This is a genomic window from Microbacterium sp. sgz311019, from assembly GCF_056135325.1.
The window spans coordinates 337,388-361,740 of sequence record NZ_JBWAXO010000003.1; the positions used below are offsets into that span (position 1 = coordinate 337,388).

The following is a 24,353-nucleotide window of genomic DNA, read 5'->3' on the forward strand; positions in this document are numbered from 1 at the left end:
CGCGCGTTCGCCGTATTCAGCTTGCACAGTGAGACTGAGTACTATGAAACGTGGGATTCAGTTCCACGCTTCTCGCCGCGGATCCGGATCCCGCGCCCCTCACCCTCGCATCAGGAGTCCGCCGTGACCGACCTCACACTCCCCCGCCTCGGCCAGAGCGTCGACGGCTACGCCGTCACCCAGCGACGCGGCACGGACTACTACCGGGTCTTCGCCGACATCCCCGACGAGGACCGCGCGGCATGGGAGCGCGCACAGGCGTACATCGACGAAGTCGGCACGCGGATGCAGGATGCCTGGGACACCGGCGACTATCCGCTCGACATCGCGATGCGCGCCGGCGAGCTCGACCTCTTCAACGACGGCATCGACCACCCGGCGCTGACGCGCTTCTCGCCGCTGGCCGCAGGCCTCGTCAACATGGAGATCTCCCGCGGCGACGGATCACTCGGCACGGTGCTCGCCGTCCAAGGAGGACTGGCGCTGCGCACCCTCGCGCTCTTCGGCAGCGACGAGCAGCAGGCGCGGTGGGTCGTGCCGGTCGCTCGCGGGGAGGTCCCCGCATCCTTCGCCCTCACCGAACCCGACCACGGATCCGACTCGGTCTCCCTCGAGACCATCGCGCGCCGGGAAGGCGACGAGTGGGTCATCGACGGCACGAAGAAGTGGATCGGCAACGGCGCATCCGGCGGGATCACCTTCGTGTGGGCCCGCGTCCAGGCGGAGGGTGATCCGGACGACGGTGCGGTGCGGTGCTTCCTCGTGGAGCAGTCGACCCCTGGATATCTCGGCACCGTGATCCGCGGGAAGGCGTCGCTGCGCGGCATCCATCAGGCACACATCGTGCTCGACCACGTGCGCGTGCCGCTGTCCGCCGCGCTCCCCGGCTCGCATTCCTTCAAGGATGCGTCGACCGTGCTGTACGCGACGCGCTCCGGTGTCGCGTGGTCCGCACTCGGACACGCCACGGCCTGCTACGAGGCGGCGCTCGCGTACTCGCAGCAGCGGGTGCAGTTCGGCAAGCCGCTCGCGAGGTTCCAGATGGTGCAGGAGCGGCTCGCGCAGATGCTCGAGGAGCTGACCGCGATGCAGCTCTACTGCCGGTGGATGGCCGACCTCGACGCCCGCGGCGAGCTGCGTCCGACGCAGGCGTCGCTCGCGAAGCACCACAACACGCGGGCCGCGCGCCGCATTGCGAACGTCGCCCGCGACATGCTCGGCGGGAACGGGATCCTGCTCGAGAACGGGGTCATGCAGCACATGGCCGACATCGAGGCGATCCACACCTACGAGGGGACGGAGAGCATCCAGGCGCTGCTCATCGGCCGCGACATCACCGGGATGAGCGCGTTCGCCTGACTCTTCGCTGCGAACAGCAGCCGGCCCGGCGCATCACGCCGACCTCCCCTTTGTCGGCGGCGCCCGGCAGGATGGAGCCATGCCGTACGCCATCCCCGCGCCGATGCTCGCCAAGGCCGTCGCCGACATCCCCCGCAACGAAGGCCTGAGCTTCGAGCCGAAGTGGGACGGGTTCCGCGCGCTCATCTCCTGGGACGGCACGGACGTCGAGATCGGGTCGCGGGGCGCGAAGCCGCTGACCCGCTACTTTCCGGAGCTCGTCGAGGCGTTCGCTCGCCTGCTGCCCGAGCCGTGCCTCCTCGACGGAGAGATCGTCGTGCCCGTCGATCGCGGCGGACGGCGGCGACTGGACTGGGAGGCGCTGTCGCAGCGCATCCATCCTGCGGCCTCGCGGGTCAACAAGCTCGCGCAGGAGACGCCCGCGATGTTCATCGCCTTCGACCTCCTCGCCGTCGGCGACCGGGACCTCCAGGGCGAGCCGTTCGCCGTGCGCCGCGCGGCCCTGGTCGACCTGCTCCGCGAGGTGCCCTCGCCCATCCATCTGACGCGGGCCACGGATGACGCCGAGCTCGCCCGCCAGTGGCTCGCGGAGTTCGAGGGCGCCGGGCTCGACGGCGTCGTCGCGAAGCCGCTCGCGCAGCCGTACGCGCCGGGCAAGCGCACGATGTTCAAGATCAAGCACGCTCGCACGGCCGACGTCGTCGCGCTGGGCTACCGCATCCACAAGTCCGGTCAGGGCGTCGGCTCACTGCTCGTCGGGCTCTACAGCGAAGACGGAACCCTGTATCCCGTCGGCGGCGTGGCCGCATGGAGCGACAAGCGGCGCCTCGAGCTCATCGACGAGCTCGCGCCGCTCGTCGAACGCGACGAGTCCGGCGAGGCGATCCGTGGCGAGGGCGAGAAGTCCCGATTCCAGGCGGGTCGGGCAGACTCGTCGTTCGTCCGGCTCCGCCCCGAGAAGGTGCTCGAGGTGCGCTACGACCAGCTGGAGGGATGGCGGTTCCGTCACACCGTGCAGTTCGAGCGGTGGCGCCCCGACCGCGACGCGCGCTCCTGCACGTACGACCAGCTCGAAGTGGTGGCCGCCTACGACCTCGCCGACGTCCTCGAGGGCTGAATCACTCGCCCTTCGGCCAGTTCTCCGGGTTGATGCGGCTCGGCTGCACGCGCGGCGGCTCCCCCGGCATCTTCGGGAACTCGGGCGGGAACGGCAGCTCGCCGAGTCCGTTCTCCAGGTCGCGCTGCCACCACTCGAGCAGGGTGTCGATGCGCCCGGGCTTCGCGCCGAACTCGGCCCAGGGATCGCCCGTGTCCGCCAGCCGCTGCGGAACCGATCGCACGGTGAACGACGCCGGGTCCGCCGCATCCAGCTCGTCCCATGAGAGCGGGGTCGACACGGTCGCTCCGGGCAATGCGCGCGGGCTGTAGGCGCCGGCCATCGTTCGATCGCGGTTCGCCTGGTTGAAGTCGACGAACATGCGGTCGCCGCGCTCCTCCTTCCACCAGTTCATCGTGACTCTGTCGGGCAGCCGCCGCTCGAGTTCGCGCCCGGCGGCGATCACCGCGTGGCGGACGTCGAGGAACTCGTGCGTCGGCTCGATCGGACAGAAGACATGGATGCCGCGGCTGCCGCTCGTCTTGATCCACGCCTCGAGCCCCGCCTCTGCCAGCACCTCGCGCAGCGCGGGGGCGACAGCGGCGGCCTCGGCGAATCCGGTGCCCGGCTGCGGGTCGAGGTCGATGCGGAGCTCGACGGGGTTGTCGGTGTTCGACGTGAGCGACGCCCACGGGTGGAAGACGATCGTGTTCATCTGTACGGCCCAGACTGCGGCGGCGGTCTCGGTGAGGACGAGCTGTGGATGCCGGCGACCGCTGTTGTAGGTCACGGTCACCGCCTCGACGAATGCGGGCGCGCCCTTGGGCGGATTCTTCGAGAAGAAGCTCTCGCCGCCGACGCCCTCGGGGAAGCGCTCGAGCGACACCGGCCGGTCGCCGTTCGCTGCGAGGAACGGGCCGGACACGGCGATGAGGTACTCAGCCAGCTCCTGCTTCGTGATCCCCTGCTCGGGCCAGATCACCCGGTTCGGGTTCGACACCCCGACCTCTCGATCGCCGTGCGGGCCGGGGACGGTCAGAGTGATGCGCTCGGTAGCCACCCGTTCACGCTATCGATCGGATCGGACACGACGCCAGGGCCGCCGAAGGTGACGGACCACGTCTCGCGACTCGCGCGGCGGATCAGTGCCCGCGCCAGGGCAGCCGTCGGTCGAGCAGCACGAGGGCGAGAACCGCGATACCGGCGACCAGTACGACGAGTGCGGACACGTGGAGACCCGCATCCGTCGCCCGCCCCGGATACGCGAGTGCGATCAGGGCCGACGCGAAGATCGCGCCGAGGTACGACGCGGTGCGCGCCAGGCCGGAGGCGACGCCGATCTGATCGGCCGTCGTCTGCGTGTAGAGCGCGGCCTGGTTGCTCGTGCCGGTGAAGCCGAGCGCGACGCCGAACAGCAGACTGAGTGCGACGAGCAGGACGATGTTCGTGGTGCTCGTGACGAACATCATCGCGACGCCGCCGCCGATGAGGGCGACCGCGCTGATGGTCAACGGACCGCGGATGAGCGCCCGACGCGCGATCAGGGCGGCGCCCAGGGCGGCGACCACAGACATCGGCAGCATGATCAGTCCGCTCACACTCGCCGGGTAGCCGTGGCTGTCCTCGAGCCACTGCACGTAGCCGTACAGCACGGTGTACGCGGCGGCGAGCGCGATGGTCTGGCGCAGGTACGTGCGCGAGAGGGGTCCGTTGCGGCGCAGCATCCGGACGTCGATGAAGGGCTGCGACGCGCGCAGCTCCCAGAGGATCAATGCGGCGACCGCGACGACGAAGACTGCGACGAGCCACCATGCGAGCTCGCGTACGTCGGAGAGCACGGCGATGAGCGCGACGACGGATGCTGCGAACAGCAGCATGCCGAGCGGATCCAGAACCCGCGCGAGCTCACGCCCGCCCCGGCGTGGGAGCGCGGCATCCTTCGGCAGCCAGATGAGGGCCATCGCGAGACCGACGAGCCCCAGCGGGATGTTGACCGCGAATGCCGCGGGCCAGCCCCACACGCCGACCAGCACGCCGCCGAGCGGGAGTCCGAGCGCGGCGGACGACTGGGCCGCGATCGAGACGCCGCCGAGCACCCCGCCGGGAATGCCGACCTTCGCGGAGTCCGCGCGACGGCGGATCATCGCCATCGCCGTGGGATAGCCCGCCGCCGTGCCGACCCCGATGAGCGCCCGCGAGACGATCAGCCACGCGAACGACGGGGCGAACGTCCCGACGATGCCGGCGATCGTGAGCACGACGAGTCCGGCGATGAACACCCGGCGCGCGCCGAACTGCTCCCCGAGCCGCCCCATCGCGGGCTGCGCGACGGCGCTCGCGACGTAGACCGCCGCCACGAGCACCGCGGTCTGCCCGGCGCCGACGCCGAAGGCAGTGCCGATCGCGACGAGCGAAGTCGCGAGGATCGACGAGTTGATCGGGTTGAGCGACGTGCCCCACAGGAGCGGCGTGACGAAGCGCGCCCCGAAGGGATGCGGCGTGCCCTCGCCTCGCGTTCGCGCGTCAGCGCTCCGCGTGGTCACCGGACGTTCGCCGCCAGGAACTCGAGGATCTCGTCGGTCGAGCCCGTCTCGCTGATGCGGGGAAGGATGCGGGTCAACGCGTGCTCGTGGTTCACAGGGTCCATGTCGGCCACGGCATCCGTCGCAATCGTGACGTTGTAGCCGTGCTCATGGGCTGCACGCGCGGTCGACTCGACGCCCGCGCTCGTGGCGATGCCCGCCAGGACGACCTGGGTCACACCCGCATCCTGCAGCCGCTCGTCGAGGTCGGTGCCGTGGAACGCGCCCCACGTCTGCTTCGTCACGAGGATCGTCCCGGGTGCCGCCGGGCGGAGCTCCGGCAGCAGCTCGGCCCAGTTCTCCGGCCGTGAGCTGCTGGGCCGCGGGCGCTCGACGCGCCCCGGCGCTCCCCCGGTCACGTTCACGAGCACGACGGGCAGGCTCGCTGCGCGGAAGGCCTCCGCGAGCCGCACCGCCTGTGCGACGACCGGCGCAGCCGCGGGGATGCCCGCGATGCCCTGCTGGAGGTCGATCACGACGAGCGCGGACTGCGGGTCGAGGGCGGTGACGGTCATGATGCCCTTTCGGTGAGACGGGGCTGCAGCATCCGCTCGATGAGGAGGGCGGCTTGGCCCAGGATCTGCTGCTCCTCGGGGGTGAGCCGCTCCGACATGGTCTCGATGAGCCAGCTCTGCTTGGCGGCGCGTCCGGCGATGATGGCCTGCTCCCCCTCGGGAGTGAGGAACACACGGGATGCTCGCGCGTCCGAGGGGTCGGGCCGCCGGTCGACCACGCCCATGTTCTCGAGCGAGGCGACGGTCGCGCTCATCGACTGCGGGCGAACGCCTTCGATCCGGGCCAGCTCCGAGGTCGTCGCGGAGCCCCGTTCGAGCAGGGTGCGGATGACGGCGACCTGCGCGGTGGTGTATTCGGCGTGCCCCGCCTCGGCCCTCAGCCGGCGCGCGAGGCGCGACGCGGACGAGCGCACCGCAGCGGCGATGTCATCGATCTCGGCCATGGACCGAGCGTAACACTTCTACAGGCTAACTGCGCAGTCAGCCTGCATATATCACTCGCCTGCCGCGGCGAACACGGGAGCGAGGTCGGCGCGCGACAGCTGGATCCAGGGACCGCCGGGGTCGACGACGATGCCCGTGAGGCCATCGTCGCCCTCGAAGCCCGAGACGAGCTGATCGACACGGATCGGCATCGGCTGATCGCCGCGCCCCATCGCGAGCACCTCGAGCGGGTGCGTGAAGACCTCCAGGAAACGCTCACCCGCTGCGTTGCGCGACTCTGCCAGGCCCCAGTCGTCGGCCTCGCTCGCGCGGTTGGCCGCAAGCCAGAGGGGGACGTTCGGCAGCGCCGCGGCCACGAGCGCGGGGGTATCCGGAGTGCGCTCGGCGGCCAGCAGGTTCTTGACGGTGAACTCGTCGTCCCCCTCCTCCAGGGCGCGCTCGATGAGGGGACGGGGCAGCACGACGGGCGTCTGGCGCGATGCGTGGTCGAGGATGATGCCGCCGTACGGCCCGGCAAGGACCGAGCGGAGCACGATCCCTGCCTCCTGGGCCATCACGGACGAGTCGACCTGCCCGTCGAGGCGCACCGCAGCCTGGAGCGCCGAACCGCCGCTGAAGACGAGAACGAACGGCGTGTCCTCGATGGATGCGACCGCCAGCGGGAGCTCCTTGCCCTCGGCCGCGAGCGCACGGGCATCGCCACGGACGCGCAGGAAGAGCTGGCCCTGCAGGATCTGCCGGGCGACGCCGACGACCTGCGTGCCGTTGGCATCCTCGGGGAGGGCCGCGATCGCGTCGCGGAGCAGGACATTGTCGGTGAGCCCCGGGATGCCGGGCTCTTCGGTGGTCGGAGCCGCGGCGGCCGGCGCGGTGGCGCCGAGGCCCGCGAACGACGAGACCGAGATGCCGACCTGCGGCGCGTCCTCGACCGGAGCGGCCTCCTCGACGGCGGCTTCTTCGGCGGCCGCGACATCGCGAGTGTCCGCGTCCTGCTCAGAGGACGGCTTCGGACGACGCGAGAAAAGGGCCATGCGTCGAGCCTAACCGCCGCGTGGAGGTGGCTCGTCAGGGGGTCACGGGGGGCACGCCCCGAAAAAGGGCCGGCTCATCTTGACGCGATGAGCCGGCCCCTTCTCTGTCTCCGCTACGGAGCCGGCACCGGTGAGGTCGGGGCCGAAGACCGCGAGACGCTCTGATACCCGGCCAACGTGCCGGTCACCAGGACCGTCAGCTGCTTGTGCACGAGATCGGGAGTGACCGAGAGGGATGCAGCGGTCTGACCACCGATCGCCGTGCCGTCGGCGAACCACTGGTACGCGAACTGCGTGCCATTCGTCCACGATCCCGCGTTCGCCTTGAGCAGCGCGCCGACCCGAATGGGTCCTGTGATCTTCGGCTGCGCCGAGCGCAGGGCCGGCAGAGCTCCGGCGCCGAGGGACGCGTTGATGTCGGTCCGCTGCTCACCGCTTCCCAATGCAACCGGTGTCGCCGTGTCGCGGCTCGAGGCGCCGTTCCACCATTGAACGATGTGCGCGCCGCCCACGTCCGCGGTGAAGGAGACGCGGTAGTCGCCCGCCGCCAGGCTCGTGATGGACCAGGCGCCGTTGGCATCCGTCTGGGCGATATCACCCATGTAGGAGGACGCGGCGATGACCGCAGCCCCGGCGATCGGATGCCCGAGCCCGTCCGTCAGAACACCCGAGATCGATGCGTTCCAGGCCTCTGCAACGCCCCCGCCAGCAGGGGAGAGGTTCACATCGACATTCCGGACCATCTGACCGGTCTTGAGGGCGATCGGCGTCGCTGCGGAGATCGTCGACACACCCTTCCACCACTCCACGACAGTTGGGCCTGTCCCGGACTGCCCGCTGAATCGCAGTCTGAGATCCCCACTGGGCAGACCTCGCACCGTATACGAACCGTCGGCTGCGCTCCATGTGGATCCAACGACTTGCTGAGCGTCGTCGTAGACCGAGACGTAGGCGTTCGCCACGGGGGCACCGCCATCGTCTCGGATCGTCCCCGTGACTGACGCCCCGTCGTCCAGTCGAGCGTTGATTCCACTGGTCACGGCACCGGCGGCGAGCTGGAGCACCTTCGCCTTCACTGCTGTCGCGCTCTTCCACCACTCCGAAGCGACATTCTGGGTGGCAATCGATGTGTCGAACTGCACCTGGTAGGCGCCCGATTCGAGACCGGTGATCGCGTACGTGCCATCGGAAGCGGTGCTCGTTCCACTGCGGAAACCATGTCCATCGGCGGGTTGAGCGAAAACGATTACGTTGTCGACCGGGTTGCCCTTGCTGTCCACCACCTTGCCGGTCACCGTCGCTCCCGTGGCGAGAACGGCGTCCGCCGAAGTGGATGCGCCGGCGGCGACGGACACTGGCGTTGCGGACAGGTGATCTGCCGCGTTGTCGTACCACTCCCCCAGGACGGAGCCACCCGAGGAGAACTGGACCTTATAGGTGTCGGCAGGAAGGCCTGTCACTGTGTAGGCACCCGTCGCGTCCGTCATACCCGAGCCGATCCAGTCGCCGAAGCCACTGGTGGTCGCCTCATACACCGAGACGTAGATGTTCGCGACGGGAGCTCCGCTGTCGGCCCTCACGACGCCGGTGATGGATCCAGCCGACGCAAGAACGGGACTGACATCGGCGACGGTCTCGCCGGCGTGAACGGTGATGGGCGTCGCGGTTGATCGCGACGGCGCGTCCTTCCACCACTCCGCTGCCAGAGAACCGTTCAGGTAGCCCGGCTGAAACTGGAGCACGTAACTCCCCGGCTTGAGGCCCGCCAGGTCATACTCGCCGGTCATGTCCGTCGTCGCGTAGCCGTCCGATCCCCCGGTCGTCGCATCGGTTGCGCTGACCGAACCGCCGATCACGGGAGCGCCGCTGGCGGTCGTCACCGTTCCAGTAATGGATGCACCGACGCTCATCGTCACGTTGATGTCGTTCACAGCGGACCCGTTTGCGATGTTCACGGTGGTCGCCGACGACAGGTCGGCCGCCCCGCTCCACCACTGCTCGATCACGCTGCTCGTTCCCGATCCCGCGCGGAAATCGATCCGATAGTCGCCGTCCGGCAGATCGGACAGGCTGTACGTGCCGTCGGGGGCGACATTCGTCGTCTGCTTCCACGTCCAGATACCCCATTGCGGGTCGAGGAAGTCGGCGATGACCTGCACGCCCTCCGCAGACGCACCGCTATCGGTCGTCACCACACCCGAGATCGATCCGGCCGGGCTCCCACTCGCAGTCGGACTCGGACTCGGACTCGGACTCGTATCGTCGGCCCAGGCCGAAGCCGACCCGGCGATCAATGCCAGCACCATCGCGCCGGCGAGCGCGACGATTCTCCATTTGCGCAACTGCGCCACCATCCTGACCGCTCTTCGCGGTCCTTTCAGTGCCACGGCCTTCGTGGGCACCGGATGAGGCTAACGTTCAGGTTGCTCTCGGTAAACAATCAATTCGATAAAGATTTGCACTGCACCCCGGAGTCAGATCTTGGTGATCGGGGCGACCTTGATCAGCAGCTTCTTCAGCCCGCCGGAATCGAAGCGAACGTGCGCGACGCGCTTGGCACCCTCGCCGGTGACGGCATCCACGCGCCCCTCGCCGAAGTCGTCGTGACGGATGCGGTCCCCCGCCTCGAGAACCATGTCGCCGTTGTCACGGAGCTTCGCCGGGATGCGATTCGGGAACCGGTCGAGCGAGGTCGACTTCGGCGCGAGCGCTGGCGGATCGTCGTGGCGGATCTGCCGACGACCCCACCCAGAGCCACCGCCGCCCGGACGTGCGTTGAGCGCGCGCGACTGCGTGCCGCCGCGCGAGTTCACGTCGCCGGGCGATTGGCGCCAGTCGACGAGGTCGCCGGGGATCTCCTGCAGGAAGCGGCTCGGCATCGCCACCGAGATCTCGCCGAACTGCGCTCGCGTCATCGCGAGGGTGAGGTACAGGCGCTTGCGCGCGCGCGTCACCCCGACGTAGAAGAGGCGTCTCTCCTCCGCGGGTCCGCCGGGCTCGTTCGCCGAGATGCGGTGCGGGATGAGGTCCTCCTCGACACCGGTGATGAACACGGCGTCGTACTCCAGCCCCTTCGCGGTGTGGAGGGTCATGAGCGACACGGAGCCCGAGGCATCCTCGAGGTCATCGGTGTCGGAGACGAGCGCGACCTCGGCGAGGAAGTCGATGACGGTGCCCTCGGGGTTGTTGCGGGCGAACTCTCGTGCCACCGCGATGAGCTCGTCGACGTTCTCGAGCCGCGCCTCGTCCTGCGCGTCGCGGCTCATGCGCAGCGCATCCCGGTATCCGCTGCGGTCCATGAGCAGCGTGAGCCCCTCGGCGACCGCGGTCGGCGGAGCGAGCTCGCCGGATGCCGGCAGCATCACATCTGTCGCATCCGCCAGCACCTGGTCGAGCTGCGCGATCGCAGCCTGCATCTTCGGCCCGACGCCGAGCGCCGACGAGTTGGCGAGAGCGTCACGGAACGTGATGCCCTCGTTCTGGGCGTACCGCGCGATCGCCTCGACCGTCACGTCGCCGATGCCGCGCCGCGGCCTGTTGATGATGCGGCGCAAGGCCATCTCGTCGGCCGGGTTCGCGACGGCGACGAGGTAGGCCAGGGCGTCCTTGATCTCCGCACGCTCGTAGAACCGGGTGCCGCCCATGATCTTGTACGGCACGGCGGCGCGGATGAAGATCTCCTCCAGCGCACGCGACTGCGAGTTGGTGCGGTAGAAGACCGCCATCTCGGAGTAGTCGACGCCGCCCCGACGGAGCGCTTCCACTTCCTCGGCGACGAACTGGGCCTCGTCGTGCTGCGAGTAGCCCGTGTAGCCGACGATCTTCTCACCCGGACCATCGGCGCTCCACAGGCGCTTGTCCTTGCGGTCGAAGTTGTTGCTGATGACCGCGTTCGCCGCGCTCAGGATGTTCTGCGTCGAGCGGTAGTTCTGCTCCAGCAGGACGACCTTCGCGCCCGGGAAGTCGCGCTCGAACTCCGTGATGTTGCGGATGTCGGCACCCCGGAACGCGTAGATCGACTGATCCGAGTCGCCCACGACGGTGAGGGATGCGCCGTCCCCGCCGGCGCTCGATGCCGCCGGCCGCTCCGGCTCGAAGATCATCATCCCGTTGGACTCGATCGGTTCGGCGCCCGAGTCCGAGATCGGTCGCGTCAGCTCATGGATGAGGGCGTACTGGGCGGCGTTCGTATCCTGGTACTCGTCGACGAGGATGTGCCGGAACCGGCGGCGATACAAGTCGGCGACCCGCGGGAACGCGCGGAACAGGAACACGGTCTGCCCGATGAGGTCGTCGAAGTCGAACGCGTTGGCCCGTTGCAGCTCGCGCTGGTAGTCGCCGAACAGTTCGACGAATACCCGCTCGGCGGGGTCGTTCATGTTCGCCTGGCGCGCGTACGACTCGGCGTCCGCCAGCTCGTTCTTGAGCTTGGAGATCTTGCTCTGCACGGCCGCCGGCGTGAGGCCGAAGGCATCCGCCTCCCGCTGCTTGACCAGCCGCTTGATGAGCGCGCGCGAGTCTCCGGAGTCGTAGATGGTGAACGACTTCGTGAAGCCGAACTGCTCGGCCTCGCGGCGCAGGATGCGCACGCATGCGGAGTGGAACGTCGAGATCCACATGCCCCTCGCGCTGTTGCCGACGAGGTGCTCGACACGCTCGCGCATCTCGCCCGCGGCCTTGTTGGTGAACGTGATCGCGAGGATCTCGCTCGGCCAGGCCTCGCGCGAGCGCAGCAGGCTCGCGATGCGGCGCGTGAGCACACTGGTCTTGCCGGAGCCGGCGCCCGCGACGATCAGCAGAGCCTGTCCGCGGAACACGACCGCCTCGCGCTGCTGGGGATTGAGGCCGACGAGGAGGTCCTCGTCGGGTCGCGCATCGTCGGGTCGCGGACCGCCGTCGCCCCCGACGATGATCCCCACGCCCCCTTGACGCATCGCTGGCGCGCTGCGCGGAGCCTCAGGGCGTGTGGACCCAGGGGTGGATGCGTCGATCATGGCCTTACGAGTCTAGGCGCCGTGACCGACATCGACGCGGGCCCGCGGAGCGGCCCCGCTGTGCCCGCAAGCGAAGGCGGGGCCCGTCGATGACGAGCCCCGCCCCGCGTCTTCAGCGCTGGTGCGTCACTTCACCGGGGTGAGGAGCGCCTCGCCCTCGCCCGCGGCGTTGTCCGGCACCACGGTCATGACACCCAACGGCTTCTGCGCGGCGAACGCCGACGCGCTCAACGCGACGTTCAGCTGCTGCGTCGCGCCCGGCGCGACGGCCGGCCCGCCGTCACCGAAGCTCAGCGCCGGCGTCCACGGGTTGAAGGCGGCCGCACCACCGACCAGGTCGGAGCCGCCGTTGAGGGACGAGAATCCGGCTGCGCCGTAGCTGAACGCCCCGTTCGTGGACGAGAGACCGAGGTCGCTCGCGTAGACCGGCAGCAGCGCCGTGCTGCTGTCCGTCGGGGCCGACGCCAGGAACCCGGACGAGCCGAGCGCCTTGGTCGCGACGTCGTAGACGAACACGCCCGTGCGACCATCGGGCGTGCCCGAGGTGACCTGACCGTAGTCGGCCGAGAACACGAGGTGGTCGACGGTACCGTCGCCGTTGGTGTCGAGATCGATGTCGAACTCGTTCTCGGCGGCGTTGTTCCACTTCTTCCACGTGTTCACGGCGAAGACGAGCAGCTGGTCTCCCCCGCCGACATCCCACGACTGCAGGCCGACGGCGCGCACGTCATAGCCGGTGTCGGACGAAGACACGTCCTGCGGGTCGCTGAGACCCCACGTGTACGCATCCGTCTGACCTGTGAGCGCCGCGCCGGGGTTGCGCAGCGTGATCGCCTTCGTGCTGTCGGCGGTCGTCGTCCACTTTCCCGACGCCTGTGCCGACACGCGGCTGAGCGAGCGGGGCACCAGCAGGTAGGGCACGCGCAGCGCAGACGAGCCCGAGGTCAGGAGCACATCGCCCGAGATCTCCGAGAACCCGAAGGTGCCCGCCGTCGACGTCGGAACCGCGTCCGCGGCCGCAGACAGCGACACCGAGAACTTCGCCGTGCCGTGTGCGGGGACCGTGACCGACGACACGCTGAAGCTCACCGTGGCCTCCCGCGACTGCGCGGAGGCCTCGGCCGTCGGGGTGTACGTCACCGGAGTGTCGCCGTGGTTGGTCACCTGCACCGTCTTCGTGCCCTTGAAGCCCTGGGCGGACTCCTGGAACCCGAAGTTGAGAGCGGTCTGGCTCAGCTTGCCGTCCGTCGTCTTGAAGGTGTCACCGGATGCGGTCACCTGGGTGGCGACCACGCCTGCCGCGTTCACCAGCCCGACGCCGCCGAGCGTCAGCTTCTCGTGGGCCACCTTCGACGGATCGGCCGTGGACACGACCGCCTGGGCCACATCGTTGCCCGACCAGGTCGGGTGCGCCTGCACGGCGAGCGCCGCCACGCCGGTCACGTGCGGGGCCGCCATCGACGTGCCCGAGAGCACCTCGCTGTCGCTGCCCGTACCGACCGCTGTCGAGCGGATCGAGACACCGGGCGCTGCCACATCGACGCCGAGTCCGGAGTCCCCGTTGCGCGGGCCGCCCGAGCTGAACGACGCGTAGTTGCGGAAGCCCGGGTTGGCCAGCTCTGCGGCCGTCACCGTCGCAGGGTTGCCCGTCGTGAAGGCACTCGCATCCGTCGAGCGCACACCGAGGAACGGGATGGTGACCGTGTAGTCCTCACCCGTGTCGGGGTTGCTCAGGATCGCGCCCTCGAACGGCGGGTAGTCCGTCGAGGTGTTGATCATGAGCGCAGCGGCGGCACCGGCCTTCTGGGCGAAGATCGCCTTCGCGACCCGCGCGCACGAGCCGCGGACGGACACGGCGAGCTGATTGCCCCCGGGTACGACGCCCGCCTTCGCGTACGCCTCGGTCGAGCAGCCGAGCGCCTCGTTCTCCGGGGTGTTCGGGTCGTCCGTCAGGCGCACGACCGTCATCGACGGGAGACCGGCCAGGCTCGCGCCGTTGGCGTTGATCGCCGACACGTTCTTGCCGCCCGTGGCGACGTTCGCGCCGGGGAAGGTGGCCGTGCTGTCGACCGCGGCCACCGAGATGACGCCGTCACCGGTCGAGGGCGAGCCGACGATGTACGGGCTCGGGCCCGAGTTGCCCGCAGAGGCGACGACGACGACGCCCGCGCCAACGGCGTTGGATGCGGCGACCGCATCCGCATCGCCGGGACTGCCGAACGACGAGCCGAGCGACATGTTGATCACGTCCATGCCGTGGTCGACCGCCCAGTCGATCGCCGGCACGACCACATCCGTCGACCCGTCGCAGCCGAAGACGCGGATTGCGTACAGGTCCGACTGCGGCGCGACACCGGGGCCGATCTTGAAGCTCTTCGCGGGCGTCGACGAGTCGTAGGGTCCTGCGTAGGTGCTGCCGTCGGGGTTCACGCCGTCACCGGCGGCCGTGCCCGCGACATGGCTGCCGTGCCCCCCGCAGTCGAGCGGGTTCGAGTCGGGGTGAGGCGTCGGCTGGTACGTGGCCGACGTGGTGTCGGCGTTGTACGAGTCGCCGACGAGGTCGGTGCCGCCCTTGACGCGCGGCGCGTTCGGACCGAACAGCGCCGGGTCCGCAGCCTGGGCCTCGTTCGCGTGGGCGGCGTTGTACGCCGCCACGGTGCCCGGGCCGCCGAAGTTCGCGTGCGTGTAGTCGATGCCGGTGTCGATGATGCCGACCTTGACGTTCTTGCCGGTGAAGCCGGTGTTCTGCCAGACGTCGGGAACGCCGAGGAAGGGCACCGAGACCGCGTTGTCGAGCGTGTATGTGCGTGCCGGGTAGACGGCGACGACGTTCGGCAGTGCCGCGATCGCGCCGACCGCCTTCTGCGGCACGGAGACCTGGATGCCGTTGTAGGCGGACTGCATCTGCGCGACGATCTTGCCGCCCTTGCCCCGGATGGCGCCGGTGATCGCATCCTGCTGCTTCTTGAGCGCGCCCTTCACGGAGTCGCGCTCGGCAGCCGTCAGCTTGCGGCCCTGCTTCGCCTGGACGACCGATGTGGGGTCGCCGCTCAGCTGAACGATGACGTTCACGGTGCCGTCGGCGGCGACGGAGGCGGGCACGAAGTTCGCGCCGGTCGCTCCGCGGGGGGTCGTCTCGAAACGCGCCGATGGACCGCTGTCCGGGGATGGGGTCGCGGCCACGGCGGCGGTGGCGGGTATCGAGAGCGCGAGAGCGCCCGCGATCGCCAGTATGCGTCGATGCAAGGGATTACCTCTTTCTCGTGCACTGGGGGTGCACTCGAAGTCGAACGCTATGCGCCAGCTCATGGGGAGTCAACAGGAAACTTCCAGATTGAGCAGATCGCTCAATCCGTGGAGGTTCGGCCTCTCCGACCGACTCGCGTGCTCCCAGCCTCAGCCGATCACGGGGCCCGGTCGGCGCCGCGGCTGTCCACGCGCTGGAACTCCAGTTCGAGCAAGCACATGGAGTACCTGCTGCCCACGGGGTCGGCCTTCATCACGGGGTGCATGAAGGAGTCGGTGAAGTTGGCGGAATAGCAGAGCCAGGCGCGGCTGCCATCCTCGGAGATGAACTTGGATGGGAAGTTCAGGAAGTAGGCCTGCTGGCCGAAGTCCTCCATGTACGCGACCATCTGCCATGGCCCGAACACGCTGTCGGACTCCAGGATGTAGGAGTTCATCTCCTTGATGGTCGGCCAGCCGTCGGTGACGCACATCAGGTACTTCCGCACAGCCGCGTTGTAGGTGACCGTGACGCATCCCATGTGCCCCGGCCACGACGCGATCGGGTGCGCGTCGCCGAGGTCCCGCGACCATCGAGGCTCGTCGTCGGTCGACCCCGCATAGAACTCCCACGCACCGGGCTCATTGATGCCCTCGATCGTCGGCTTCGTGCGCGCCAGGAAGACCTCGTCCCCGGAGATCCAGGTGAGTTGATCGCTCGAGGCTCGGCTGCCGTGCCCGACGAGGTAGGCGTATCCGTCCGGCGCGTGCTCGTTGTTGCGCCCGAAGTCCACGAAATGGGGAGCACCGAACCGAATCGGTCGGCTGGATGCCGGCGACTCGCCGAACAGGGGGTCCGCAGGCGTGCGAGGCCCTTCGACCCAGGTCTCGCCTCCGTCGGTCGATGTGCGGAATCCGACGAATGGACCCAGTACGTCCCAGTTCAAGCCGCGACCGGGAATCTGATCCAGGCAGTAGGTGCCGAGGTACCAGGTGCCGTCGAGCATCAGCGAAGCCGAAGGATAGCGGCCACCGTAGGGTGCCGGTGAGGCGGCGACCACGCCGATGTCGTCGATCCGGAGATCGAGGGGATCGTCTCCGCGAATCGTCGCGTGCCCCGTCGTGGCTGCCTCGCCGCCACTCCACGCGCGGGTACCCATCACCTCACCATCCGTGAAGGGAGAGTAAAGGGCACCATCAGCACCCCAGGAGGGGTACCAGGTGTCGGCCTTCGAGTACGACGCGAAGCGTCCGGTCGCCTTCACGCCGCTCCAGTACGGCGAGAGCCGGAACGGAGCCGACCTCGGTGCGATCTGATCCCAGGAGTTCGAATGCGGTTCCGCGTGACCATTGATCATGAGGGCATTCCGATCTCCGTCTCGTGTGCCCACGCCGAGCGCGAGACCGCTCTCGGCTTCCGCGCCGCAAGGGCGAAGATCACGATCGTCGGCAGAGCTCCGACGAGGGTGGGTGGGCCCAGTCAAGCACAGAGTCCAGAATTCGGTAAAACTGGTCTTACCGGCCCGGGATGAGCGCTTGGCACCCGGATTGAGGAAGGACCTCGATGGTCGCGCTGCATGTCATGCATCCGCGAGGTGGCGCGTCGAAGATCACGGTCACCTGTCGCGCACCCGCATCCAGATGACCGCCCGCGACCGTCTCACTCGCGAAGTTCGCGGCCGTGCGCGATGAGGGCGTAGAGGATCAGGACATCCAGTGCGATGAGGATCGCCGACCACCACGGCTGCGCGGGAACCAGCAGAAGCTGCCCGACAGCGCTGAGGAGGACCAGGATGACCGCCACGACTCGTGCCCAGGTCTGCCCGGCGAACAATGCCACCGCGGCGAGGATCAGCAGGATGCCGATGATGAGGTTCCACCACCCCCACCCGGCGACGTCGAGCAGCCAGAGCGACCCGCTCGTGACCACGTAGTACGAGTGGGGTCCGATCACGGCGACCAGACCCTGTACGACGCCGAAGATCCCGCTGAGCAGGAGGATCACGCCGGCGAAGACCACCCAACCGACCCAACCGCTGACTCTGATTGTGCTCATTTCACTTCTCCCCTCGCAACGAGTGCGGACTCGATCCCACCCGCTCGCTGATGCGATGCGATGGCCTCACGGTACGACTGCGGGCGCGACACGACAGGGACGAACGTCCCGCCATCCGTGGGGCGACGGCGGCGGGCCGAAGCCGTCTCGTCGCTCAGGTGCGAACCCCGGCGAGACTGTCTGCAACCGAGTCCGCCCACGTGTCGATGACGTCCCACTCGCGGAAGTCGCCTTCGGGGAGGATGTCGCGGATCGCAGGCATCCAGGCGAGGATCCGATCCGTCCCGCGGACGTTGTCGTGGTGATAGGCCCCGCGGAACACCTGAGTGCCCCGGGGATGGATGAGATCTGCGAACGTGGCGAACTGCTTGGGCTCGGCGCCCTTCAGCACGTCGTTCCCGTCTTTGTCCACGGTGTCGGTGCCGAGCGGTCCGCTGCTGAAGAGCCACGTCGGGTGCGCGGCGAGCATGTCGGCGTTGCGCTTCACGAACTTCCGTGCCGCCTTCCGCCAGCGGAATTCGTAGGTGGCGGATCCCACGACATAGGCGTCGTATCCGGATGCGTCGCGGATCTCCTTGCAGCGGACGACATCCGCCTCGAGCCCCCGCGTGCGCAACCTCGCGCCGACGCGCTCGGCGATGCCTTCCGTCGCGCCGTACTTGCTGTCGTAAGCGACGAGCACTTTCATGTCCAGCCTCCGTGTCATTGCGACCCACACCAGGACGTCGAGCCCGGTCGACGGGCGACGTCACCGCAGTCTTCGCCCCCTCACGAGCACTCGGCAGGGCCGAAGGTCCCGTCGACGGGCGAGGAGAGGCGCCGGTCTGCGCGGTCGGGCACCGTTCAGCCCGCAGCGAATCGCCTGTCCCGGCCCGACGTCCGAGCGGCAGGATCGACTCATGCCCGTTCACGGAGTCGGCGTCACGGCCGTCGCGGTCGCCGCCGCCCGCGCCCTCGAGTCGGATCGGCCGGACGCCCTGGTGCATGACCCATGGGCCGCGACTCTCGTTCGCGCGTCCGGCGTCGACGTGCCGTTCCCCGAGCACTGGCCGGAGAGCGGGGCGGATGTCACCCCCGTGCAGCACTCCCTGCTCCTCGGCGCGACGTACATCGGACTGCGCACGCGCTTCATCGACGATGAACTGCGGCGCGGCGGCATCCCACAGGTGGTCATCCTGGGGAGCGGTCTCGATACGCGAGCCTGGCGGCTCGACTGGCCCGACGGCACGCGCGTGTTCGAGCTCGACTCTCCGGACGTGATCGACTTCGTCGGAAGGGCGATGGATGCCGCGACCCCCGCGGCAGAGCGCACCGTGGTGCCCGGCGACGTCACGGAGCCGTGGGCGTCCGACATCGTGCGAGCCGGCATGAAGCCCGGCGTGCCGACGCACTGGGTGCTCGAGGGCCTCCTCCCCTACCTCGGTGCGCACGACCAGGGCGCCGTCCTCGACGACGTGATCGCCCTGTCGGCGCCAGGCTCGCGCGCGGTGATCGAGCGCGCAGCGGCCCTCGAGGACACCCCGGAGACCCGCGACCGGCTCAAGACCTTCGCGATGGCGACCGGCATCCCGTTCGACGAGCTCCTCGCTCGCACGAACCCGCCCGACCCGGCCGAGCTGCTGCGCGACGCGGGCTGGACCGTCGAGGAGGTGTCCGTCGATGGCCTCCAGAGCCGCTACTCCCGGCCCCTGGGGGTCGAGCGGAGCACGTCGGTCGACGCATCCTCGCGCGGCGGCTTCGTCACCGCCCACCGGCCGGACCGGAGCTGAGACCCAGCCCTCTCACGCCGAAGCGTGACACGATCGATGCGTGCGCACGCTCCTCAACATCTTCTGGCTCATCCTCTGCGGCTTCTGGATGTTCCTCGGCTACCTGGTGTTCGGGCTGCTGCTCTGCATCCCGATCATCACGATCCCGTGGGCGATCGCCTCCTTCCGGATCGGCGTCTACGCGCTCTGGCCCTTCGGCCAGACGATCGTCGCGAAGCCGAGCGCCGGCGTCGGCTCGTTCCTCGGCAACGTGATCTGGGTGATCTTCGCCGGTCTGTGGCTCGCGCTCGGCAACATCGCCTTCGGCATCGCGCTGTGCATCACGATCATCGGCATCCCCCTCGGCATCGCGAGCTTCAAGCTGGTTCCGATCTCGCTCATGCCGCTCGGCAAGGAGATCGTGCCCGTCGACTCCGTGCGCATCGCCGCCTGACACGCACGCGGGATCAGGGCAGCTCGGATGCGGCTCCCTGCAGCTGTCGCACGGCGTCGTGCAGCGCACGAAGATGCGATTCGGCGTCTGCGCGCGCGATCGCCTCGATGAAGCCGTAGGCATCCGAACGCTCCCCGGCGCGCGCCGCGAGCACGCCTTCGCGCGCGACGTGCTCCGCGAACAGAAGTGCGTCGCGGTGACCGCCCAGTGAGTCGTGCAGGGCATCGCCGGCGCCTGCGAGATCGGAGACGGAGTGCGCGTAGAGCCCGGGCGCGGCGGCCGCCACCGCCTCGGCGACGTACCGCAGACGCCGCGCGGCCTTCCGCACGGCGTGGTACGCCTCATTGGTCCCGTCGAGCTGATGGGCGGCCCTGCTCACCCGGTGCGCCTGGAGACGCAGCACCTCCGCCACGACCTCCGGCGTCGGGGTGTCGGCAGCGACGATCGCCGGCGCATCGACGAATGCCCGGAGCATCTCGCGCCGGGCGACCGCTCGCGGCTCCCCCGCGAGTTCGACGAGGCGCGCGTGCGCCCCCGCGTGGGCGTCGCGCTCTGCGGTGACCAGACGTCGCACGACGTCCGGATCGTCGACGCCGGCGCGCCGGAGAAGCTCCTCGGCAACGGCGGCGCGCACCTCGATGTCGCGCACGACTCCGAGCTCGCGCCCCCATTCCGCGTACGCGACCCGCACGCGCTCGGCGGCGCGGGCGTCGAGCTGGTCGCGGAAGCCGGCCAGGATGCTGCGCAGCCGCCGCACCCGCACGCGCTGCTGGTGCACCCCGTCCGGTTCGTCCGCGAGAGCCGCCGCCTCCGTGTTCGACACCTCCTCCGCAGCCGTGCGCAGTGCGGCCGTCAGGAACTCCCCGATCGTGGATGACATTCCGCGCCTCTCGAACGGTCCTCGCGACCGCTAGAAGCGGTTCGGCACGTACCGGAAGGGATAGTGCGGGTCGACGTAGTCGCCGGGCTTCTGGCGCGGGGGGAGAACCGGCTCCTTGTGCGGCACCTGCTCGTAGGGGATCTGCGACAGAAGGTGCGAGATGATGTTCAGCCGCGCGCGCTTCTTGTCGTCCGAGACCGCCACGTGCCACGGCGCGTTCGGCGTGTCGGTGGCGGCGAACATGTCGTCGCGCGCCCGCGAGTAGTCGTACCAGCGGCTGTACGACTTCAGATCCATGTCCGAGAGCTTCCAGATCTTGCGGCCGTCGGTGATGCGGCTCTCCAGGCGCCGCGTCTGCTCCTCGGGGCTGACCTCGAGCCAGTACTTCAACAGGATGATCCCGGAGTCGACCATCGACTGCTCGACGAACGGCACCTGCTGCAGGAACTTCTTCGATGTCGCTTCGTCGGTGAACCCCATCACGCGCTCGACGCCGGCCCGGTTGTACCAGCTGCGGTCGAAGATCACGACCTCCCCTGCCGCAGGGAAGTGGGCGATGTAGCGCTGGATGTACATCTGGCTCTTCTCGCGCTCGGTGGGCGCCGGAAGCGCCACGACGCGGAACACGCGCGGACTCACGCGCTCGGTGATCGCCTTGATGGTGCCGCCTTTGCCGGCCCCGTCGCGCCCTTCGAACACGATGCAGATCTTGGCGCCGGACTGCTTCACCCACTCCTGCAGGGTGACGAGCTCCACGTGGAGTTTCTTCAGCTGCTTGTCGTACTTCTTGCGCGACAGACGGTCGTCGGCCGCGTCCTCGTGCTTCTTCGACAACGGTGTCTCCTGATGCTCGGCCGCTCGTCGACGGGCGGCGTGGCGCCAGCCTAGACCTGTGCGAACCCGGAATGTAGGACCCCGGCGGCCCCGGCCCGCCGCCCTCGCGCGCGGCGCCACGGCAGGGCGAGCAGCACACCGATCACGAGGAGCGTCGCGCCGAACCCGGCCGCGGCCCAGGGCGTGACATCCGGGATTCCGAGGTAGGTCGTGATGCCGAGGATGCGCGACAGCCCCCACGGCAGCAGGCCCATCTCGTCGTTCCACGCGGTCAGCGCCGTCTCCAGGCCGATCGCGCCGACGACGACCGAGGGGACGAGCAGGCCCGCGCCGACCGCGGCCAGCACGAACCCGGTTGCGCGGCGTGCGCCGATCTGGGCCACGAGCGCCCACCCCGCGGCCACGAAGACCCAGACGAACAGGGCGAACGCGATCGCGATGTAGACCATGCGAAGCGTCGGGTCGGTCCAGAACGCGAACCAGTAGCCGCCCGGGCCGGTGAACGACAGGGCGAACAGTGTGACGATGCAGCGCAGGACGATGACCCCGCCGACCGCGGCGATGACCGGCCACGGCGACCGCCGCCACAGGAACAGCCGGAGGACCACCGCGAAGACGACCCAGGCGCAGACGATGATCGCGAGGTTCGTCCATGACAGGAACGACGTCTGCACGGCGCGCGTCGCGACGAGCAGCGCGACCGGGATCGTGAGGAGCAGCCAGCGATCAAGCTCCAGCATGCCGAGGGTCGACTCGCGGGCGCGCCACGGACGCGTCGACGAGATCCACGCCGCACGGGCGGCCGCTGCGCCGGGCTTCGCCACGAGGCGCGTCCGCGCGGCGATCATGCCGATCACGACCCAAGCGAGCGACAGGGCCAGCAGGCCGCGAGCGATCCAGGCCATGGCCGCGTCGCGCTCTCCGCGCTGCACGCCGAGCTGGGCCGCCGTGAGGTTCAGCGCGGGGTGATTCACATCCCCGTCGTAGGTGGCGAGGTGCGCGGCGGCGAGCTTCTCGAACTGCGCGCGGTCGGACTCGTACGCCGCCGCGGCCACCGGCGACATCGTGTCGTGCCACTGACCCTGGTGGAGGATCATCGACCGGTACGAGCCGAGCAGCCTCAGCGTGTCGAGCTCGTAGTCGAGGGTAGAGACGAACGCGTGGCGCGCGTCGGGCGACTTCCAGGTGGAGGCATCGGTCGACGTGACGAGACCGCGCATCCGCTGGACATCCGCGATGGCCTTGTGCCCGTCCGCGATGGCCGACTCGACGCCCTGCGTGCCCGAATCCCGGACGATGGAGTACAGCACGTCGAGGACGGCCGAGTCACCGGTCAGGATGTCCCACTCGAAGATCCACATCATGGGTGGCGGCTGCAGCCCGATCGCGAGCACACGCTGCTTCGCGAACGGCGCGACGTACACGCCGTGCTCGATGGCGTCGCGCGAGCTCGTCATCGCCGTCGTGATCGCGTTCACGGTCTTCGGGTCGTCGGAGAACCACTCGCGCGCCCACTTCTCGGTGACTGCCGAGACATCGGTGTTCGGGTCGCGGGCGACCTCGGCGGTCAGCTGCGTGTTCAGCTCGTACAGCTGCCAGAAGCCCGCCTTCAGGTACAGCGACATCGGGCCGGCGCGCCAGGGGCCGCCATCCTGCGTCCAGGTCCAGACGCCCTCGATCTTGGGGTTCGCCGCCAGCAGCTGCCGCATCGCCCACTGGTACTGCGTGCCGAGGTCGTTCGGGAACGCCCCGTAGTTCTCGAACTCGCGCCGGCTCTGGAACTCGACGATGCGCCGCTGCGAGCCCTGCTGCAGGGTCGTGTTGAGGGGCAGCCACGAGTAGAAGTCGCCGAGCGTGTACTTCGTCGACACGATCAGCTTCGGCGAGTCGATGCCGCTGAGGACCGCCTGGTAGGAGGCGGCATCCGTGTGCATGTCGCCCACGTCGCCGACTCCCACCGACCAGGTTCGGAAGATGACCTCGCGGTCGGATGCCTCGGCCTGCGCTGTGAAGGACGTGAGCATCGTGCGCACGGCCGTGACGGAGGTGACGTCGAGGGCCGAGTAGTAGTCCCAGCCGGCGACGCCGTACACGGTGCCCGCCTCGCCGATGCGGATCAGCACGCCGTCGAGGTCCGGCGTCGCCTTGTACAGTTCGTCGAGCCCGGCCGTGTACACGTCCCAGAGCTTCGGGTTCTCGGTGTCGAGCGAGCCGAACCGGTTCTTCAGAAAGGTCTCGAGCGGTCCCGTGAGAGCCAGCATGTCGGTGCGGAGGTAGACCTTCATGCCGAGGTCGTGAGCGCGCGCCCAGAACGGCGCGAACGCCTGGCGCATCGCGAGCGCGCGGGCGCGGTGCTCGTCGCCGCGGGCGTACACCGGGCCGCCCGGCACGTCGTCGAACGTCATGAACTCGGCGAAGCCGGGGAAGGCGACGGCGTTGTAGCCGTTGGCGAGCGAGTGGCGCAGGAACGCGTCGAAGTCCTTGTACGCCGCGGCGAGCGCCGTCTTGTCGATGTAGGGGGCCTTCGCCAAGAACACATCCTCGAACGCCTTCGACGCGTGCGAGTAGTCGGTGCCCGGAGCCCACTGGGCAGGGTCGGGTGTCACGCCGACCGCGCCGAGATCGGTCATCCGCAGCGGCAGCCTCGAGGCGGCGTGCGTCCCGAGAAGAGCGCTGAGCGGCTCGGATGCACGCACCTGTGCGGCGAGGTCATAGACACCGCGCACCGCGCCGGACTCGGTGGATGCGTGGATGCGGAGGGTCGACGCATCCCCCGCGAGCGTGTACCCGTCATCCGCGCCCGGCGGCGCGTCGTCCACCGTGATCGCGACGGTGCCGACGTGCGTCGTCGCGGCCTCGACCGCGGAGTGCAGCTCGTCCAGAGCGACGCCGACGCGCACCCCTCGAGGAGCGGTGATCTCGCCGAGCTGCGGCGGAGCGACAGCGACGGCGGCCCGAGCGGCGACCGGAGCGGCGGGCGTCATCTGCTCGGCGTGCTCGGTGCGGATGCCGAGCGCATCACCCACCTCGTATGCCACCCCGAGACCCATTGCGAGGAGCACGACCCCGGTGACGACAGCGACGATTCCGCGTCGCCTCGCCGTGGTCATCCCTAGAGCCTAGGCGGGGGTCGGC

At 69.2% G+C, this 24,353-nt stretch carries 18 protein-coding genes; 4 read left to right on the plus strand and 14 right to left on the minus strand.

Going from position 1 to position 24,353, the window contains the following annotated elements; translation table 11 throughout:
• The first annotated feature begins 123 nt into the window (after window positions 1-123).
• Complete coding sequence (locus AC0NZN_RS06880) at window positions 124-1,359, plus strand: acyl-CoA dehydrogenase family protein (protein ID WP_474591537.1); 1,236 nt, start codon at window positions 124-126, stop codon at window positions 1,357-1,359.
• A 79-nt stretch (window positions 1,360-1,438) separates the two neighbouring features.
• Window positions 1,439-2,476, plus strand: coding sequence for an ATP-dependent DNA ligase (locus AC0NZN_RS06885; RefSeq protein ID WP_474591538.1), 1,038 nt, complete (start codon window positions 1,439-1,441; stop codon window positions 2,474-2,476).
• Window position 2,477: 1 nt separating this feature from the next.
• Here AC0NZN_RS06885 and ligD read toward each other — a convergent pair whose 3' ends face one another.
• The 11 genes from ligD to AC0NZN_RS06940 form a co-directional block, all read right to left on the minus strand.
• Window positions 2,478-3,515 (minus strand): non-homologous end-joining DNA ligase, encoded by a 1,038-nt coding sequence (gene ligD / locus AC0NZN_RS06890; RefSeq protein ID WP_474591539.1) that lies wholly within the window; start codon window positions 3,513-3,515, stop codon window positions 2,478-2,480.
• 82 nt (window positions 3,516-3,597) lie between these two features.
• On the minus strand, window positions 3,598-4,998 hold the full coding sequence (locus tag AC0NZN_RS06895) for an MFS transporter (RefSeq protein WP_474591540.1): 1,401 nt from the start codon (window positions 4,996-4,998) through the stop codon (window positions 3,598-3,600).
• Window positions 4,995-5,552, minus strand: coding sequence for an isochorismatase family protein (locus AC0NZN_RS06900; RefSeq protein WP_474591541.1), 558 nt, complete (start codon window positions 5,550-5,552; stop codon window positions 4,995-4,997). The genes AC0NZN_RS06895 and AC0NZN_RS06900 overlap by 4 nt, the downstream gene beginning before the upstream one ends.
• The gene (locus tag AC0NZN_RS06905) at window positions 5,549-5,995 is read right to left on the minus strand and encodes a MarR family winged helix-turn-helix transcriptional regulator (protein ID WP_474591542.1); all 447 of its coding nucleotides are present in this window, start codon (window positions 5,993-5,995) and stop codon (window positions 5,549-5,551) included. Before AC0NZN_RS06905 ends, AC0NZN_RS06900 begins: the two co-directional genes overlap by 4 nt.
• Before the next feature lie 51 nt (window positions 5,996-6,046).
• The gene (locus tag AC0NZN_RS06910) at window positions 6,047-7,027 is read right to left on the minus strand and encodes an SseB family protein (RefSeq protein ID WP_474591543.1); all 981 of its coding nucleotides are present in this window, start codon (window positions 7,025-7,027) and stop codon (window positions 6,047-6,049) included.
• A gap of 113 nt (window positions 7,028-7,140) precedes the next feature.
• Window positions 7,141-9,222 (minus strand): carboxypeptidase regulatory-like domain-containing protein, encoded by a 2,082-nt coding sequence (locus AC0NZN_RS06915; protein ID WP_474591544.1) that lies wholly within the window; start codon window positions 9,220-9,222, stop codon window positions 7,141-7,143.
• Window positions 9,223-9,501: 279 nt separating this feature from the next.
• The gene (locus AC0NZN_RS06920) at window positions 9,502-11,961 is read right to left on the minus strand and encodes an ATP-dependent helicase (RefSeq protein ID WP_474591621.1); all 2,460 of its coding nucleotides are present in this window, start codon (window positions 11,959-11,961) and stop codon (window positions 9,502-9,504) included.
• Window positions 11,962-12,147: 186 nt separating this feature from the next.
• The gene (locus AC0NZN_RS06925; RefSeq protein WP_474591545.1) at window positions 12,148-15,267 is read right to left on the minus strand and encodes a S8 family peptidase; all 3,120 of its coding nucleotides are present in this window, start codon (window positions 15,265-15,267) and stop codon (window positions 12,148-12,150) included.
• 158 nt (window positions 15,268-15,425) lie between these two features.
• A complete protein-coding gene (locus AC0NZN_RS06930; RefSeq protein ID WP_474591546.1) occupies window positions 15,426-16,406 on the minus strand; it encodes a hypothetical protein in 981 nt (326 codons plus the stop codon).
• A gap of 500 nt (window positions 16,407-16,906) precedes the next feature.
• Window positions 16,907-17,302: a DUF7144 family membrane protein gene (locus AC0NZN_RS06935; protein WP_474591547.1), complete on the minus strand. Its 396-nt coding sequence runs from the start codon at window positions 17,300-17,302 to the stop codon at window positions 16,907-16,909.
• A 154-nt stretch (window positions 17,303-17,456) separates the two neighbouring features.
• The gene (locus tag AC0NZN_RS06940) at window positions 17,457-17,990 is read right to left on the minus strand and encodes a flavodoxin domain-containing protein (protein ID WP_474591548.1); all 534 of its coding nucleotides are present in this window, start codon (window positions 17,988-17,990) and stop codon (window positions 17,457-17,459) included.
• Between the two features lie 211 nt (window positions 17,991-18,201).
• Between AC0NZN_RS06940 and AC0NZN_RS06945 the strand changes: the two genes are divergently transcribed.
• Window positions 18,202-19,071: a class I SAM-dependent methyltransferase gene (locus AC0NZN_RS06945; RefSeq protein ID WP_474591549.1), complete on the plus strand. Its 870-nt coding sequence runs from the start codon at window positions 18,202-18,204 to the stop codon at window positions 19,069-19,071.
• A 40-nt stretch (window positions 19,072-19,111) separates the two neighbouring features.
• On the plus strand, window positions 19,112-19,504 hold the full coding sequence (locus tag AC0NZN_RS06950) for a YccF domain-containing protein (protein WP_474591550.1): 393 nt from the start codon (window positions 19,112-19,114) through the stop codon (window positions 19,502-19,504).
• Between the two features lie 13 nt (window positions 19,505-19,517).
• Here the strand turns inward: AC0NZN_RS06950 and AC0NZN_RS06955 are convergent, their stop codons facing one another.
• The 3 genes from AC0NZN_RS06955 to AC0NZN_RS06965 are packed head-to-tail and all read right to left on the minus strand — an operon-like array spanning window position 19,518 to window position 24,328.
• Window positions 19,518-20,384 carry a CHAD domain-containing protein gene (locus AC0NZN_RS06955; protein WP_474591551.1) on the minus strand — a complete coding sequence of 289 codons (867 nt, stop codon included), beginning with the start codon at window positions 20,382-20,384 and terminating at the stop codon, window positions 19,518-19,520.
• Between the two features lie 30 nt (window positions 20,385-20,414).
• Entirely contained in the window at window positions 20,415-21,218 is an 804-nt protein-coding gene (gene ppk2, locus AC0NZN_RS06960; RefSeq protein ID WP_474591552.1) for a polyphosphate kinase 2, read from the minus strand.
• Between the two features lie 50 nt (window positions 21,219-21,268).
• The gene (locus AC0NZN_RS06965; RefSeq protein ID WP_474591553.1) at window positions 21,269-24,328 is read right to left on the minus strand and encodes a hypothetical protein; all 3,060 of its coding nucleotides are present in this window, start codon (window positions 24,326-24,328) and stop codon (window positions 21,269-21,271) included.
• Between the last annotated feature and the right edge of the window lie 25 nt (window positions 24,329-24,353).